15 protein-coding genes are annotated in these 16,602 nt (G+C 71.5%); 11 read left to right on the forward strand and 4 right to left on the reverse strand.

The annotated features are described in order from the left end of the window. Window positions 1-44: 44 nt before the first annotated feature. Both ACIQMV_RS26720 and ACIQMV_RS26725 read right to left on the reverse strand, forming a co-directional pair. Window positions 45-1,691: a hypothetical protein gene (locus ACIQMV_RS26720; RefSeq protein ID WP_402596010.1), complete on the reverse strand. Its 1,647-nt coding sequence runs from the start codon at window positions 1,689-1,691 to the stop codon at window positions 45-47. Beyond that, window positions 1,688-2,677 (reverse strand): trypsin-like peptidase domain-containing protein, encoded by a 990-nt coding sequence (locus tag ACIQMV_RS26725; protein WP_402596112.1) that lies wholly within the window; start codon window positions 2,675-2,677, stop codon window positions 1,688-1,690. The genes ACIQMV_RS26720 and ACIQMV_RS26725 overlap by 4 nt, the downstream gene beginning before the upstream one ends. A gap of 412 nt (window positions 2,678-3,089) precedes the next feature. On the opposite strand from ACIQMV_RS26725, the gene ACIQMV_RS26730 reads away from it, so the two are divergent. Continuing rightward, window positions 3,090-3,293, forward strand: coding sequence for a cold-shock protein (locus ACIQMV_RS26730; protein ID WP_023544341.1), 204 nt, complete (start codon window positions 3,090-3,092; stop codon window positions 3,291-3,293). Between the two features lie 91 nt (window positions 3,294-3,384). Continuing rightward, a complete protein-coding gene (locus ACIQMV_RS26735; RefSeq protein ID WP_402596011.1) occupies window positions 3,385-5,193 on the forward strand; it encodes a DEAD/DEAH box helicase in 1,809 nt (602 codons plus the stop codon). 352 nt (window positions 5,194-5,545) lie between these two features. Here ACIQMV_RS26735 and ACIQMV_RS26740 read toward each other — a convergent pair whose 3' ends face one another. After that, window positions 5,546-6,184: a hypothetical protein gene (locus ACIQMV_RS26740; RefSeq protein ID WP_141359512.1), complete on the reverse strand. Its 639-nt coding sequence runs from the start codon at window positions 6,182-6,184 to the stop codon at window positions 5,546-5,548. Between the two features lie 341 nt (window positions 6,185-6,525). Here ACIQMV_RS26740 and hemL point away from each other — a divergent pair, with 341 nt between their 5' ends. The 8 genes from hemL (at window position 6,526) to ACIQMV_RS26780 (ending at window position 14,867) form a co-directional block, all read left to right on the forward strand. Beyond that, window positions 6,526-7,842 (forward strand): glutamate-1-semialdehyde 2,1-aminomutase, encoded by a 1,317-nt coding sequence (gene hemL / locus ACIQMV_RS26745; protein ID WP_402596012.1) that lies wholly within the window; start codon window positions 6,526-6,528, stop codon window positions 7,840-7,842. After that, window positions 7,839-8,540, forward strand: a complete 702-nt coding sequence (locus tag ACIQMV_RS26750; RefSeq protein WP_402596013.1) for a histidine phosphatase family protein — start codon at window positions 7,839-7,841, stop codon at window positions 8,538-8,540. Before hemL ends, ACIQMV_RS26750 begins: the two co-directional genes overlap by 4 nt. 171 nt (window positions 8,541-8,711) lie before the next feature. After that, window positions 8,712-10,010 carry a hypothetical protein gene (locus tag ACIQMV_RS26755; protein ID WP_402596014.1) on the forward strand — a complete coding sequence of 433 codons (1,299 nt, stop codon included), beginning with the start codon at window positions 8,712-8,714 and terminating at the stop codon, window positions 10,008-10,010. Window positions 10,011-10,076: 66 nt separating this feature from the next. Continuing rightward, a complete protein-coding gene (locus ACIQMV_RS26760; RefSeq protein WP_401781942.1) occupies window positions 10,077-10,742 on the forward strand; it encodes a TlpA family protein disulfide reductase in 666 nt (221 codons plus the stop codon). 6 nt (window positions 10,743-10,748) lie between these two features. Continuing rightward, window positions 10,749-11,510 carry a cytochrome c biogenesis CcdA family protein gene (locus ACIQMV_RS26765; RefSeq protein WP_402596015.1) on the forward strand — a complete coding sequence of 254 codons (762 nt, stop codon included), beginning with the start codon at window positions 10,749-10,751 and terminating at the stop codon, window positions 11,508-11,510. 3 nt (window positions 11,511-11,513) lie between these two features. Further along, window positions 11,514-13,307, forward strand: coding sequence for a cytochrome c biogenesis protein ResB (locus ACIQMV_RS26770; RefSeq protein WP_402596016.1), 1,794 nt, complete (start codon window positions 11,514-11,516; stop codon window positions 13,305-13,307). Beyond that, window positions 13,304-14,407, forward strand: a complete 1,104-nt coding sequence (ccsB, locus tag ACIQMV_RS26775; RefSeq protein ID WP_402596017.1) for a c-type cytochrome biogenesis protein CcsB — start codon at window positions 13,304-13,306, stop codon at window positions 14,405-14,407. The genes ACIQMV_RS26770 and ccsB overlap by 4 nt, the downstream gene beginning before the upstream one ends. 25 nt (window positions 14,408-14,432) lie before the next feature. Further along, window positions 14,433-14,867, forward strand: a complete 435-nt coding sequence (locus ACIQMV_RS26780; RefSeq protein WP_402596018.1) for an SRPBCC domain-containing protein — start codon at window positions 14,433-14,435, stop codon at window positions 14,865-14,867. Here the strand turns inward: ACIQMV_RS26780 and ACIQMV_RS26785 are convergent. Continuing rightward, the gene (locus ACIQMV_RS26785) at window positions 14,821-15,270 is read right to left on the reverse strand and encodes a nucleoside deaminase (RefSeq protein ID WP_402596019.1); all 450 of its coding nucleotides are present in this window, start codon (window positions 15,268-15,270) and stop codon (window positions 14,821-14,823) included. The genes ACIQMV_RS26780 and ACIQMV_RS26785 overlap by 47 nt on opposite strands. A gap of 138 nt (window positions 15,271-15,408) precedes the next feature. Here ACIQMV_RS26785 and ACIQMV_RS26790 point away from each other — a divergent pair, with 138 nt between their 5' ends. Further along, a complete protein-coding gene (locus tag ACIQMV_RS26790; protein WP_388482447.1) occupies window positions 15,409-16,176 on the forward strand; it encodes a CDP-alcohol phosphatidyltransferase family protein in 768 nt (255 codons plus the stop codon). The last annotated feature ends 426 nt before the right edge of the window (window positions 16,177-16,602 follow it).

Genomic DNA, 16,602 nt, shown 5'->3' on the forward strand with positions numbered 1-16,602 from the left:
GGACGCGTCCCCCCGGATGCGCCGTCCTCGGGAAGCATCTCGTCCTACCCTCCCCCCTGCGCGGATGAATCCGCCGCGTCTGACCGACCGCTCGGTAGGCGGTACGGGTCGTCCCAGAGCAAAGCTGCGTGGCGACCGAGCGTAGAGGAGCCGCCCCCAGCAGGATCCTCGCCCCCGGCCTCTATGCGCAACGACCTGAGAGCGTCGGGTAGTCGGTGTATGCCCTTGCGGGAGGAGAGTTCCCGCAATTCGTCCCGAAAGGCTGGATCGACTCCCCCGCGCCGGTCCCAGACGACGATCGGCACACCCGCCCGCAGGGACTCACCCAGCTCATCGACCCCGGGGCCCCCGTCGCCACCGCCCCCGGGCGGATCACTGAGGACCACCATCACCGGCTGCGGCTCGGTGAGCAGATGGGCGCGGCCCTCGTCGGGGAACCAGTGCACGGGCCCTCCGCAGGCGGTCACCAGGGCGTCCCAGCGTTTGGCCCAGCGTCCATGCGTGTCCGCGCGTTCCATCCTTTCGAGGCTGCGCAGTACCACCGGGTGGTCCTCCCCGAGGGCGCCGTCCGCGCCGTGGAAGCCCTGTTTCGCCCATCTCTCGACCGGCAGGTCCAGCAGGTCCCTGGGCAGCAGGAACTCCAGGGTCAGGTCCTCCTTCCAGAAGTAGGCCCAGCCCGTCTCCGCCTCCTCCACCAGCGTCTTCACCCGCTCGGGCAGATCGGCCAGATCGACGCGCACGTCCCCGCCGCGCACCGGGTACGGCTCCGGTCCGTCGATCTGCCACCAGTACGACAGGAGCCGCTCCCCGCTGTGATCGGGGTCGGGCAGGGGGCGCAGCCGGACCAGCAGGCAGGCGCCGGGCGCCCAGACGGCGTCCGCGGCGTCGTCCTCCGGCAGCGGGACGGAGGCGGCGGCCGGCGCGCCGGCGGGGCGGGTGGTCACGTCCATGGCCACGGGGGAGCTGCCCGCGCCGGCCGGCAGATCGCCGCCGACCCGGGCGGCTACGGGCACCGCGGCGGCACTCGCCCTGGCCGGGGCGGCGGAGGCGGCCGTGGTCTGCGCGCCGGCCCCGACGGGGTGCGCGGCCGGCGCACCGGGATACATGTCGGGGCGGATCAGGTGTTCCTCCACCCAGTCGAACAGGTCCTGCTGCTGCTGGCCCTTGGCGTAGTGCGCGAGGTGCTCGACCAGCAGGACGCAGGGCAGCGGTTCGCCGGGGCGGGCGTTGAACGTCGCCGCGTGCAGCACCGCCGACCACGGCTCCGCGCAGTGGACCGGCAGTGGATCCGGGCGCCCCAGGGCCTCCCGGAAGATGCCCGGGACGTCCAGCACCTCCAGACCGCTGAGCAGGGACATCAGCCGTTCCCAGCTCTGCGGCGGGAAGAGCGGCACCTCCGCGAGCGCGATGGCGGTGCGCACCCGGCCCATGTGCCGGGTCTCGCCCTCCAGCGTCGAGACCACGCTGCCCAGCACCTGGATGCCGTCCGGATACGGCATCACCTCCCTGAGCAGGATCAGCAGCGAGAACCGCCGCCGGCTGCTGTCGGGCAGGGCGATCGTGACCCCCAGCGCGCGGCCCACCTGGCGGGCGCACTCCTGCAGCAGTCCGGACTCCTCGAAGCACGGGACGGCGTCCAGCGCGTCGAGCAGCACTTTGGGCGGCCCCCAGGCCCCCTGGGCGAGCGTCACGGAGCCTCACCCCCCGCGGTGGTGGGCCACAGTTCGTCGATGAGTTCCAGCACGGTACCCGCGGGCGCCGAGTCGCCGTCCAGCAGCCGCAGGGCGTCGACCAGGGCCTGCCTGCCGTCGCGGTGGTCGGCGCAGGCCTGGACGACGTAGAAGAGCTGGAGCCGGGGGCGCGGGCTGGTGCGGACGGCGCGGCGGATGGGGGCCGGCAGCAGGCGGCGCAGCGCCGCCGCGTCGTCGTCCTCGACCTGAGGCACGTTCAGCAGGGCGTCGGCCAGGGCGAACTGGCTCTTGTCGGACGGCGGTTCGGGGGACCTCCGCGGTGCGCGCGACCGGGGCGGCACGAGGGCCGGGGCGAGCGCCGGCCACAGGCGGGCCGCCGACTCCAGCGGGAGCATCCAGGCCACCTTGGCCTGCCGGTCGGTGTAGGCGGCGGTGACCAGGCCGACGACCCGCCGCGCCGCCGGATCCCATACGCCGGCTCCGCTGAACCCGCGTTCCACCGGGACGCCCGTCGTGCCGAGTCCCTCCAGCTGGACCCAGTCCCGGTGCGGCCCGCCGCGCCCGGTCAGACGGGCGGAGGACCACAGGCCGTCGGGCGCCCCGGCCGGGTGGCCGTACACGCCGACCTCGCGCTGGTCGGGCTCCCCGCACGGGCCGAGCCGCGCCGGAAGCACGTCGGCGGGTGGCGACCAGTCCGTGCTCAGAACGGCGAGATCCCCGTCCGACCCGCCGGCCAGCGGACCGGGAAACCAGCCGTCCGGCACGACGGCGGCCTCACCGGCCTCGGCGTCCGGCCGCCCCGGAACGTCCACGACGACGGACCCCCGAGGCGCGCCCCCGGCTTGCCCGCCGGCCGCCCCGAGGGCCGACGTCACCACGTGCGCGCAGGTCAGCACGGTGCCCGGCCGTACCAGAACCCCGGCCCCGTGCACGGACCCGCGCGCCGACAGAACGCGTACCCGCCCCAAGGGCGACGCGCCCGTCATCTCCCCGTTGACCACTGCCCCGTCCCTTCCCCCGCGTGCGGCCGTCGTACCGGACGGCGCCCACCTGTGAACCAGCGTACGAAGCGCATGCGCCCGGTACACGGGTCATGCGTATCCCGGAGCTTTACCGGTTGTGCCTTGGGCGAATCATCGGTTCACGGGCGGGCGCGCGGCGTCACAAGGGGGCGCACACCCGGATCCGTCAACCGTCTCCTGCCCGCATCACACCCCGGCACTCCCATGGCGCGCTCGCCCATCCGGCACGGGTCCGCCGGACTGTGCTACGGTTTTGGCGTTGCAGTTGTGGTACCCATGAACCTATGTGCGCCTGACGGGAATGTTTCTCCTACAGGCGCATTATTTGTTTTCCGGCATCTCCGGATGGGGCCTCTGCCTACAGAAGGAGAAAGTCATGGCACAGGGAACCGTGAAGTGGTTCAACGCCGAAAAGGGTTTCGGCTTCATCCAGCAGGACGGCGGCGGCCCCGACGTCTTCGCCCACTACTCGAACATCGCGACCCAGGGCTTCCGTGAGCTCCAGGAGGGCCAGCGGGTCTCCTTCGACGTCACGCAGGGCCAGAAGGGCCCGCAGGCGGAGAACATCGTCCCCGCCTGATCGCCGGGCGCGTATCTGCTCACCGGGGTCGGCACCGACATGGTGCGGACCCCGGTTTGTGCTGTTTCCAGGAAGGCAGACCACCCACCGCATGTCCCGCAGACCCCAGAAGCCGAACAACCGGCGCGCCTCGTCCCGCCCGTCGTCCTCGTCGCCGTCGTCGCCGAGGGAATTCCGGCTGCCGGAAAGTACGACGCCCGCTCTTCCCCCCGTCGAGGACTTCGCCGGTCTGGACATGCCCGCGGGGCTGCTGAAAACCCTCACCGCGCAGGGCGTGACCGCGCCCTTCCCCATCCAGGCCGCCACGCTCCCGAACTCCCTCGCCGGTCGTGACCTGCTGGGACGGGGTCGTACCGGCTCCGGCAAGACCCTCGCGTTCGGGCTGGCGCTCCTGGCCCGAACGGCCGGACTGCGCGCGGAGCCCAAGGCGCCCCTCGCCCTCGTGCTGGTGCCCACCCGTGAACTCGCCCAGCAGGTGGCGGACGCGCTGACCCCGTACGCGACGGCGGTGAACCTCCGGCTGGCCACGGTGGTCGGCGGGCTGTCCATCACCAAGCAGGCCGGTGCGCTCCGGCGCGGCGCCGAGGTACTCGTGGCGACCCCCGGCAGGCTCAACGACCTCGTGGAACGCGGGGACTGCGTGCTCGACGGCGTACGCATCACGGTGCTGGACGAAGCCGACCAGATGACCGACATGGGCTTCCTGCCGCAGATCACCAAGCTGATCCAGCAGGTGCGGCCCGACGGACAGCGCATGCTCTTCTCGGCCACCCTGGACCGCAACATCGACCGCCTGGTGCAGCGGTTCCTGACCGACCCGGTGGTGCACTCCGTGGACCCGTCCGCGGGAGCGGTGACCACCATGGAGCACCATGTGCTCCACGTCCAGGACGAGACCGACAAGAAGGCGGTCACCACGCGCATCGCGGCGCGTGACGGCCGCGTCATCCTCTTCCTCGACACCAAGAGGTCCGCAGACCGGCTCGCCAAGCGTCTCCTCGCCGTCGGTGTCCGCGCGGCGGCACTGCACGGGGGCCGCTCCCAGCCGCAGCGCAACCGCACCCTGGAACAGTTCAAGAACGGCCAGGTCACCGCGTTGGTGGCGACGAACGTCGCGGCCCGGGGCATACACGTCGACGACCTCGACCTCGTGGTGAACGTCGATCCCCCCACCGACCACAAGGACTACCTCCACCGGGGCGGCCGCACGGCTCGCGCCGGCGGCTCCGGCAGCGTGGTCACGCTGGTCCTGCCCGACCAGAGGCGGGACGTCACCCGGCTCATGTCGGACGCGGGCATCCGTCCCCGGACGGCGAGCGTCAAGTCGAACGACGAGGAACTCGCCACCCTCACCGGAGCCCGCGAGCCCTCCGGGGTGGCCGTCACCATCGAGGTACCCCAGCCCACGCCACCGACGGCGTCCCGCCCGGCCCGCAAGACCGGCACCGAGCCCGGCCGGCGCTCCGGCCGCCGACGCCGCAACAGCGGCGGAACCGGCCCGGCGACCGGCGCCGCCACCGACCCGGGCGCCCGCACCCGCCGTGCCCCGGCCGGGGCGGCAGCGGCCGGTACGGCTGCCGGCACGGCCGCCTCCGGCGGCCGCGGTTCCGCCCGCCGAGCGGGTTCAGGCGGGGCCGGTGCGGTGAGCCGAGCGGGATCAGGCGGGGCCGGTGCCGCCGGCCGGTCGGGATCCGGCGGGGCCAAGGGTGGTGCCGCCGGCACGGGCGGCCGCGGTTCCGACCGCCGGTCCGCGACCGGCTCCGCCTCCGGCAACTCGGCCCGTGTCCCGGGCCGCCGCCCGGCGCCCGGAGGAGCCACACGCGGCTCCTCCAGCACGGGCGGCCGTGGCTCTTCCGGCGCGGGCGGACGCGGCTCCGACCGTCGTGGCTCCGCCACCTAGTGCTGTGACCGGACAGGTTCACCGGCTCGCGGCGCCCGGCGCGGCACTCCCCCAGCCTTCGGCCGGGGGTACCCCCACGCCGGGTTGTCGCATCACCCGAGTGCATCCCGTACGCGGGCAATGCTCCGCCTTGCGATGTTCCCCCACTGCCTGAAGGGCGTGGGAGGTGCCCCCAGCACCGGACGCCGCGAGCTTCCCGGCAAACCGTTCCGGCCACAGCACTAGTGCGGAGTACTTAGTACGGCATCGGCGCGCGCAGCCGCGTCCGGACCGGGCGACCGGTCGCGGCTGCGCGCGCCGATTGCATGCGTACCCTCCGGACGCGTCCGCCCGAGCCCCGCGAAACCCCGGCTCAGGGCCACACAAGGCAATAGGGCTGATGCCCCGCCTCATGCAGCCGGTGGCTGAAGTCCTGCCACTCGTGCAGCAGCTGGTACACGTTGAACGCGTCCCGCGGACCGCCGCGGTCCGGGACCGTGGACCAGATGAAGGCGGCCGCGCCGACCGCTTCCTCGCCGATGTCGCGCAGGGGGTCGACCGCGGTCGTCGGGAGTTTCACCACCGCGTAGTCGGGGTGCAGGACGACCAGCTCGAGCGGCGGCACCTTGTGCAGGGGCACGCCCTCGATGCCGGTCAGCACCATGGCGGCCATCGTCTCCGGCTTGATCTTGGTGAACATGCCGCCCATGCCGAGCTCGTCGCCGCCGAGTTCCTCGGGGCGCATCGAGATCGGGACGCGGGCCGCCGTCGCGCCGTCGGGCGCGCCGAAGTACTTGTACGTCACCCCCACCCGACCACCATTCCTGCTCCCTGCTCCCAGCAGCTCGGACCGGCCCTCGCCTCGCCGGTCGGTCCGCTCGGACTCACTCGGTACATCCCGTGCCTGGCGGGCTTCGCTCGCTTCCTCAGCGTCGCGCCGGTGCCTTCCCCGCCGGGCACGTCGAGGACCCAGGCCGTCAGTCCCCTCGCCCAGTCCGCCACCGCGATGCATATCTCCACCCGACTGCTTTTCTAGGACGCGTGGCCCCCGCCGCGCAACCCGATCATCGTGTCAGTGACCTCCCCCGCGGCCGCCCGCCGAAACGTGCGCCGAAACTTCTGCCCGCGGGATCCAGGCGGTCCCCGACACGACCCTTCGCTTGTTCATACGTACGCGGAGCCCAGTTTCGCAGATGGGCCGCTCCGAATCCTCGAATCCGCCGCTCGGCGCACCCGGATCCGGCCGGACCCGGCCGCTCCGCCCCGGGTCCGCCGCCGTCACTGGCCTACCCTGAACAGGTCACTGCCCACCGTATTCGGAGAACCCCCGAGAAGTCGGAGAAGTCGCAGGTCATGAGCGAACTGCCATATCCCTACGAAGCCCCTGTCTCGCAGGCGCTGTTCGACCGTGCGGCGGCCGTCACGCCCGGCGGCGTGAACTCGCCGGTGCGCGCCTTCCGCGCCGTGGGCGGCACGCCCCGGTTCATGGTCTCCGGCAGCGGTCCGTACCTGAAGGACGCCGACGGGCGGGAGTACGTCGACCTCGTGTGCTCCTGGGGTCCGATGATCCTCGGGCACGCGCACCCCGAGGTGATCGCCGCCGTGCAGGAGGCGGTCGCGCACGGCACGTCCTTCGGGACGCCCGGTGAGGGCGAGGTCGCCCTCGCCGAGGAGATGGTGAACCGGGTCGGCCCGCTGGAGCGGGTGCGGCTGGTCTCCAGCGGCACCGAAGCCACCATGTCCGCGATCCGGCTCGCCCGCGGGTTCACCCGGCGGTCCAAGGTGATCAAGTTCGCCGGGTGCTACCACGGGCACGTCGACTCCCTCCTCGCCGCGGCCGGGTCGGGGGTCGCCACCTTCGCCCTGCCCGACACCCCCGGTGTCACCGGCGCCCAGGCCGGCGACACGATCGTGCTGCCGTACAACGACCTCGACGCCGTGCGCGCCGCCTTCGCCGCGCACCCGGGCGAGATCGCCTGTGTGATCACCGAGGCCTCGCCGGGCAACATGGGCGTGGTGCCGCCGCTGCCCATGTTCAACCAGGGACTCAAGGACCTCTGCGGCGAGAACGGCGCCCTGTACATCTCCGACGAGGTCATGACGGGCTTCCGCACCAGCCGGGCCGGGTGGTACGGCGTCGACGGGGTCGAGCCCGACCTGATGACCTTCGGAAAGGTGATGGGCGGCGGATTCCCGGCCGCCGCGTTCGGCGGGCGCGCCGACGTCATGGCGCACCTCGCCCCCGCCGGGCCCGTCTACCAGGCCGGCACCCTCTCCGGGAACCCCATCGCCACCGCCGCCGGGCTCGCCCAGCTTCGCCTGCTCGACGACGCGGCGTACACCAAGGTCGACTCCGTCTCGCAGCAGATCCAGGCCATGGTCTCCGAGGCGCTGACCAAGGAGGGCGTGGCGCACACCCTGCAGAACGCCTCCAACATGTTCTCCGTGTTCTTCACGGACCGCCCGGTGCGCGACTACGAGGACGCCAAGGCGCAGGAGTCGTACCGCTTCACCGCGTTCTTCCACGCGATGCTGGCGAACGGCGTCTACCTGCCGCCCTCGTCCTTCGAGTCCTGGTTCGTCTCCACCGCGCACGACGAGACGGCACTCCAGCGGATCGCCGACGCCCTTCCGGCGGCGGCCCGTGCGGCGGCGGAGGCGACGGCATGAGCGACACCCCCGACAAGAACGGCCGGGACGACATCACCGTCGTCCACCTCATGCGGCACGGCGAGGTCGAGAACCCGGACGGGATCCTGTACGGGCGGCTGCCCGGCTACCACCTGTCCGAGCTCGGACGGAAGATGGCCGAGCGGGTCGCCGAGCACCTCGCCCCCCGCGACATCACCTATGTCGTCGCCTCCCCGCTGGAGCGGGCGCAGGAGACGGCGACGCCGATAGCGAAGGCGCACGGACTCGACCTCGCCACCGACGAGCGGCTGATCGAGGCGGCCAACGTCTTCCAGGGCAAGACCTTCGGTGTGGGCGACGGCGCGCTGCGCCGGCCCGCCAACTGGAAGCACGTGGTCAACCCGTTCAAGCCGTCCTGGGGCGAGCCGTACATCGACCAGGTGGTGCGCATGATGGGCGCGCTGAACGCGGCGAAGGACGAGGCGCGCGGACACGAGGCGGTACTCGTCAGCCACCAGCTGCCGATCTGGATCGTGCGCTCCTACGTGGAGCGGCGGCGGCTGTGGCACGACCCGCGCAAGCGGCAGTGCACGCTCGCCTCGCTGACGACGTTCACCTACCGGGGCGACCGGATCGTCTCCGTCGGCTACACCGAGCCGGCCCGCGATCTGGTGCCGGCCCATCTCCTCGCGGGCGCCAAGCCGGTGAAGGGGCAGGGCAAGGCGTTCGGCGCGTAACGAAGCGCGCGTAAGGAAGGGTGCGGCACGGGCGGGGACCGCACGGTCCCGCCCGTTGCCGCACCCTTCCTTTGTGTTTGTTGTGAAATTCATATCGACTCGCGGAACCCCCGTGTTCGTCGCCGCCTCTGAGTGAGTGACCACCAGCGGCAGTGACGGATCGGGGATCTCATGCGCACCTTCTCCCGAAGGGGACTACTCGGCCTCGGCGCGGGGGCCGCGGCCGCCGTCGGGCTCACGGGCTGCGGCAGCGTCAAGTCCTCGGACCCGGGCCGCACCGGTGCCTCCCCCAGCGCGAGCACGCCCAGCCCGCGTGCGCGTACGACAGCCCCCGCGCGCCTCATCGGCGACGGCTCGACCTCGTTCACCGGCAAGCAGCCGCACCAGCCGGCTGCGCCGGTCCCGCTGGAGCCGGGCGAGACCCCGCCGCAGTTCGTCGTCTTCTCCTGGGACGGGGCCGGCGAGGTCGGCAACGGGCTGTTCCCGCGCTTCCTGGACCTGGCCAGGCAGCACGAGGCGCACATGACCTTCTTCCTCTCCGGGCTCTACCTGCTGCCGGAGTCGAAGAAGCGCCTGTACGACCCGCCGAACAACCCGCGCGGCGCCTCCGACATCGGCTATCTGACCGACGACCACGTCAAGGCCACGCTCACCAACGTCCGCCGCGCCTGGCTCGAGGGCCACGAGATCGGCACCCACTTCAACGGCCACTTCTGCTCCGGCCACGGCTCGGTCGGGGGCTGGACGCCCAAGCAGTGGCGCAGCGAGATCGACCAGGCCAAGGCATTCGTGAAGGAGTGGCGGACCAACACCGGCTGGACCGATCTGCCCGCCCTGCCCTTCGACTACGACAAGGAACTCGTCGGCGGCCGCACCCCCTGCCTGCTCGGCCAGAACCAGCTGCTGCCCACCGCCCGCGAGCTCGGCTGGCGTTACGACGCCTCCTCGCCCGGCGGCCGCCAGGTGTGGCCGGACAAGCGGCTGGGCATCTGGGACCTGCCGTTGCAGCAGATACCGTTCCCCGGACGCCGGTTCGAGGTCCTCTCGATGGACTACAACATGCTCGCGAACCAGTCCGTCAACTCCACCAACGCTCCCGCCCACAACCATCCGGGCTGGCGCAGGCAGTCCACGCAGGCCTACATCCAGGGCTTCAGGCGGGCATACGAGACAAACCGGGCGCCGTACTTCATAGGCAACCACTTCGAACAGTGGAACGGCGGCATCTACATGGACTCCGTCGAGGAGGCCTTCAAGCACATCGCGCGGGAGAAGGAGAAGGGCGCCGACGTGCGCATGGTCTCCTTCCGGCAGTTCGTCGACTGGATGGACGTGCAGAAGCCGGAAGTGCTGGCCAAGCTGCGCACCCTCGACGTCGGGCAGCGGCCGGCCGGTGACTGGAAGGAGTTCCTCGGGGACGCCGGAAGCGCCGGCACGCCGAGCACGGAGGGCCCCTCGAAGGCGGCCTGAAATGCACTTTTCCGGCCGTGAGGGGGGTGCGCAAGATCCCCGGAAGGGGCATGCGAAACTTTTCACATGAGTGCCGTCAGTCGTGCCCCCCAGTGCTCGAACCGGGCGAACCGCACGCCCCGTCCGCGCCGCACGCGTTCGAGCCGTGTCCGTGGCCGCGCCGCCCTGCTCGCCGCCGGGGGCGCCGCACTGGCACTCGCCCTGTCCGCCTGCGGCTCCGGCGGCACCTCCGGCGGCTCGGGCAACACCAACTTCATCACCGGCGCCGACGGCATCGCGACCGTGCCGAAGGGCGACCGCAAGCCCGCGCCCGACCTGTCCGGCAAGACCCTCGAGGGCAAGCAGCTCGACATGGGCGCCTACAAGGGCAAGGTCGTCGTCCTGAACGTCTGGGGCTCCTGGTGCTCGCCGTGCCGCGCCGAGGCGCCCAACCTGGCGAAGGTGGCCAAGGACACCGCCGGCAAGGGCGTGCAGTTCGTCGGCATCAACACGCGCGACACCAGCACCCAGCCGGCCCTCGCGTTCGAGAAGCAGTTCGACGTGTCGTACCCGAGCCTGTACGACCCGACCGGCAAGCTCATGCTCCGCTTCCAGAAGGGCACCCTGAACCCGCAGATGATCCCCACCACGATCATCGTCGACCGGGACGGGAAGATCGCCGCGCGCGCTCTCCAGGCGCTCAGCGAGGACAAGCTGCGCAAGATGCTCGACCCGGTCGTCGCGGAGAAGTGAGCCGCCGTGCTACTGGCCGCAGCCACTGATCCCAATCAGACGGTGTTCAGCGGAGCCCTGCTGCTCGCGCTGCCCGTCGCCGTACTCGGCGGACTCGTCTCGTTCTTCTCCCCCTGCGTCCTGCCGCTCGTCCCCGGCTACCTCTCCTATGTGACCGGGGTCACCGGCACGGACCTGGCCGAGGCCCGGCGCGGACGGATGGCCGTCGGCGCCGCCCTCTTCGTCCTCGGCTTCACCGTGGTCTTCGTCTCCGGCGGGGCGCTGTTCGGGTTCTTCGGGCAGACCCTCCAGGACTACAAGGGCACCCTGTCCAAGGTGCTGGGCGTGCTCATGATCCTCATGGGCGTCTTCTTCATGGGCCTGATGCCCTGGCTGACCCAGCGTGAGTTCCGCTTCCACATGCGCCCCACCACGGGCCTGATGGGCGCACCCGTGCTCGGGGCCCTGTTCGGAGTCGGCTGGACCCCGTGCATCGGCCCGACCCTCGCCTCCGTGGTGGCGCTCTCCTCGACCCAGGCCAGCGCCGGGCGCGGTGCCCTGCTGACCGTCGCCTACTGCGCCGGCCTCGGCATCCCGTTCGTGCTCACCGCGATCGCCTTCCGCAAGGCGCTGGGAGCCTTCGGCTGGGTCAAGCGCCACTATGTCTGGGTGATGCGCGTCGGCGGCACGATGATGATCGTGACCGGCGTGCTGCTGCTGACCGGCGCCTGGGACCGGCTGGTGCAGGAGATGCAGACGTGGTCCACCGGCTTCACTGTGGGGATCTGATTCATGAGCAAGACGCCAACCAGTACGACGGACGACGAGACCCCGGTGGTGGTGCCGCCCGGCGACGAGGACCTCGGCGCCGCCGGGTCCCAGCTGTCCACCGCCCCCACCGAGACGTCCGTCCCCGGCTCCTTCGGCGGCAACCGGGCGCCCGGACTGGCCGGCCGGCTCGCCTGGACCTGGCGGGAGACCGTCGGCTGGGCCCGCTGGTTCTGGCGGCAGCTCACCTCCATGCGCGTCGCGCTGATGCTGCTGTTCCTGCTCTCCCTCGGCGCCGTCCCCGGCTCGCTGATCCCGCAGAGCGGCACCGACGCGCTGAAGGTCGAGGCCTTCCGGCAGGCGCACACGACGCTCGCGCCCGTCTACGACAAGCTCGGCCTGTTCCACGTCTACAGCTCGGTGTGGTTCTCCGCGATCTACATCCTGCTGTTCGTCTCCCTCATCGGCTGCATCGTGCCGCGCACCTGGCAGTTCGTGGGCCAGCTGCGCGGCCGCCCGCCGGGCGCCCCCAAGCGGCTGGACCGGCTGCCCGCGTACACCACCTGGCGCACCGCCGCCGCCCCCGAGGAGGTCCGCGGGGCCGCGCTGAAGATCCTCAAGCAGCGCCGCTTCCGCGCCCTCCACGACGGTGACGCCGTCGCCGCCGAGAAGGGCTACCTGCGCGAGGCCGGCAACCTCGTCTTCCACATCGCGCTGATCGTGATGCTGATCGCCTTCGCCTGCGGCCAGTTGTACAAGACCGAGGGCAACAAGCTGATCGTCGAGGGCGACGGCTTCGCCAACACCCTCACCCAGTACGACGACTTCAAGTCCGGCAACCTCTTCAACGACGACGACCTGGTGCCCTTCAGCTTCAACCTGAAGAAGTTCACCGGCACCTACGAGCGCACCGGCCCGCAGAAGGGCACGCCGCGCGTGTACCGGGCGGACATCACCTACAGCCTGGGCGCCCACGGCAAGGAGCGGAAGGCGAGCATCTCGCCCAACCACCCGCTGAGCGTCGACGACGCCCGGGTCTACCTCGTCAGCCACGGCTACGCCCCCACCGTCACCGTCCGGGACGGCAAGGGCCAGGTGGTCTACCGCCAGGCCGTGCCGCTGCTGCCGGTCGACTCCAACGTCACCTCGCAGGGCGCGATCAAGGTGTTCGACGGCTACAAGAACGCCCAGGGCAAGACCGAGCAGCTCGGCTTCTCCGCGTTCTTCGTGCCGACCTTCGCCGGTGCCGGCAAGGGCACGATGTTCTCCCAGTTCCCGGCGCTGGACTTCCCCGTCCTCGCGCTGACCGGCTACCACGGCGACCTGGGCGTCGACGCGGGCGTCCCGCAGAACGTCTACCAGCTCGACACCAAGAACCCGAACCTCAAGCAGTTCAAGGACGCCAAGGGCAACCCCATCGCCGCCCGGCTGCTGCCCGGCGAGACCATGACGCTGCCGAACGGCGCCGGCTCCATCACCTTCGACAAGGACATCAAGGAGTGGGCCGGCTTCCAGATCGTGCAGCAGCCCGGCACCGGCTGGGCGCTCACCGGCGCGCTCGCCGCCATCGCCGGACTGGCCGGCTCCCTGTTCATCCAGCGCCGCCGCGTCTGGGTGCGGGCCGTGCGGGGCGCCGACGGCGTGACCGTCGTCGAGATGGCGGGCCTGGGCCGCAGCGAGTCCGCGAAACTCCCCGAGGAGCTCGGCGACCTGGCCGCCCTCGTCCACGACAAGGCGCCCGCACAGGCCGACGCCGACCCCGACCGGGAGCCGGACGCCGGCACCCCCGTACCCGCCGAAGGGGCTGAGGAGAAATGACTCTCGCCGCCGCGACCGAGCTAGCCACGGCGACCAACGAAAGCCTGGCCAACATCAGCAACACGCTGATCTACTCCGCGATGGCCGTCTACACCCTGGCCTTCTTCGCGTACATCACCGAATGGCTCTTCGGCAGCCGCAGCAAGGTGGCCCGCACGGCCGCCGCGCTGACCGCCAAGGACGGCGCGGCCACGGCGCAGGGCCCGGCCGTGGCGGTGAAGTCCGCCGGGGGCACCGCCGTGCTGGAGCGCCCCAAGGTCGTCGTACGGTCCGCCGCCGGCGCCCGCGACGTGCCCGACGGGCCCGGCGCGCACGGCGGGGACGAGAAGGGCGACCTGTACGGCCGGATCGCGGTGTCCCTCAGCGTCCTCGGCTTCCTCCTCGCGCTCGGTGGCGTGATCGCCCGCGCGGCTTCCGTGCAGCGGGCGCCGTGGGGCAACATGTACGAGTTCAACATCACCTTCTCCACGGTCGCGGTCGGCGTCTACCTGCTGCTGCTCGCGCTGAAGAAGAACGTGCGCTGGCTCGGCCTGTTCCTGACCACCACCGTCCTGCTCGACCTCGGCCTCGCGGTCACCGTGCTCTACACGGCGAGCGACCAGCTGGTCCCGGCCCTGCACTCGTACTGGCTGTACATCCACGTCTCCACCGCGATCTTCTGCGGCGCGGTCTTCTACGTCGGCGCGGTCGGCACCCTGCTGTACCTGTTCAAGGACTCCTACGAGAACAAGCTCGCCTCCGGCGGGAAGCCCGGCCGCTTCGCGACCTCCGTCCTGGAGCGGCTGCCGGCCTCGGCGTCCCTGGACAAGTTCTCCTACCGCATCAACGCCGCCGTCTTCCCGCTGTGGACGTTCACGATCATCGCGGGCGCGATCTGGGCCGAGTCCGCCTGGGGCCGCTACTGGGGCTGGGACCCCAAGGAGACCTGGTCCTTCATCACCTGGGTCGCCTACGCCTGCTACCTGCACGCCCGCTCCACGGCCGGCTGGAAGGGCCGCAAGGCCGCCTACATCGCGTTGATCGCGTTCGGCTGCTGGCTCTTCAACTACTACGGCGTGAACATCTTCGTCAGCGGCAAGCACTCGTACTCGGGCGTCTGACCGGCCCCTCGGCGACACTGGTGTCATGACCGGTTCCATCGAACAGGGCACCAGCCGGATCCACGGGAACACGCACCTCCTCACCTTCCTGGTACGGCTCCCCAGACCCATGGAGCAGGTCTGGCCGGAGCTGACCACACCGGAGGGCCTCGCGCGCTGGTTCACCGGCGCCGACGAGCTGGAACCCCGGCTCGGCGGCGCGGTGAGCCTGCGCGGTCTCGGCAGCGGGCGGATCACCGCATGGGACGTGGACCGGGTCGCCGAGTACACCGTGGAGGGCGGCGGCCGCATCCGCTTCCACCTGGAGCGCGACGGCGCGGACGGCTCCGTGCTCCGCTTCACCCACGAGTTCCGGGGCGAGACGGAGTCGGAGCCGCGCTGGCGAGCCCGCTTCGAACGTCTGATCGAAGTGGTTACGCGCCAATGTCCTCGCTCCACAGATTCGGATGCCTCCCGGTGAAGTCCCGCATCAACGCGACGCACTCCGCGTCGTCCAGGACCACGATCTCCACACCGTGCTCCGCGAGCCAGCCGTGCCCGCCCGTGAACGTGGCCGCCTCACCGACCACCACCCGCGAGATGCCGAACTGACGGACCAGGCCGCTGCAGTACCAGCAGGGCGAGAGGGTCGTCACCATCGTCGTACCGCGGTACGAGCGCTGCCGTCCCGCGGCGCGGAACGCGGCCGTCTCTGCGTGCGTCGAGGGATCGTCGTCCTGGACGCGACGGTTGCGGCCGCGGCCGAGCAGGGTGCCGTCGGCACCGTAGAGCGCGGCTCCGATGGGGATGCCCCCTTCCGCCAGCCCGGCGCGGGCCTCGGCAAGGGCGGTGGCGAGCCATGAGCGTGCCTGTTCCTGATCCATGCTCTCACTGTGCTGACGCGCGCGTCGTACGGCAACGGCCGGCGCCCGCCCCCGGCAACCGCGCGCCGCACTCTGTACCCTGACTCGATCATCGCCGCACGCGCGGCAGTTGGCCCCGGTGGGTGGGAGGGAACGGTCATGGTCGCTGCTCCGGTTCTGGAGGAGCTGCGGGACGTCTGCCAGCCGCAGGCGAAACTGGCGAGCCGCAACGGCGAGCACTGGGCGGGCCGCCTGTACATGCGGAGGATCTCGCTGCGGTTCACCCGGCAGCTGGTGCGTACCCCGGTGACCCCGGACCAGCTGACCTGGACCATGGTGGTGTGCGGGACGGCCTCCGGCGCCGCGCTGCTGATCCCGGGCCTGACCGGGGCCGTCCTGGCCGTCGTGCTGATGCAGCTGTTCCTCCTCTTCGACTGCGTGGACGGCGAGGTCGCCCGCTGGAAGGGCCAGAACAGCGCGGCCGGCATCTACGTCGACCGGCTCGGCGCCTACCTCGCGGACGCCGCCCTGATGGTGGGCGCCGGCTTCCACGCGGCCCGGTCCGGCTTCGGCGGCTGGGTGTCGCTGGGCCTGGCGACCGCCCTCGGCGTGGTCCTGCTGAAGGCCTCCACCGACCTGGTCGACGTGGCCCGGGCCCGGCGCGGGCTGGCCGTCGCCGACGACGAGTCGACCCGGCCGCGCTCGCAGGGCGTGGCCACCGTGCGCCGGCTGGCCGCCGCGTTCAAGATCCACCGGGTGACCAACGGCATCGAGGCGTCCCTCCTCCTGCTGGCCGCGGCCATCGGCGACACCGTCACCGGCGGCGCCGACGTCACCCGCTGGGCGCTGATCGCCCTCGCCGCCATCACCTGGGTGATGGTCCCGGCCCACCTGCTGTCGATCCTGTCGTCGTCCCGGCTGCGCTAGTGCTGTGACCGGAGAGGTTCACCGGCTCGTGACGCCCGGCGAACCGTTCCGGTCACGGCACTGGAGAGCCGCGCCCGCACCGCCGTCCTGACCCCGCGCGCGGCCGCCCCGGTCACCTGCTTGGGGTGATCGCATCGGAAGGGGGTGCGGCTGTTCGGGCGTCGTGCGTACGGTCGCATGGTGGGTGCCGGGTGATCGGGACAAGGGCTGGGGGAATGGCGGCGGCGGTGCGGGAGGCCGACGGGGGCGGGATGTCGAAGTGCCCCGGCGGTTCGGCTCTGTCCATCGGTCCCCCTGGAGTACGGCTGGTGCCCCGTTACTGAGTGAGGATCATCAACTCCGTACCGTGTCCTGGGTGCAAGCCGGTATCGAACGTCAACTGTGTGGCGGATGTGGAGAGTTGGCGAACAGGGGCGGCTCGTCGCC

This window comes from Streptomyces sp. NPDC091412, from assembly GCF_044756885.1.
Classification (GTDB): Bacteria; Actinomycetota; Actinomycetes; order Streptomycetales; family Streptomycetaceae; genus Streptomyces.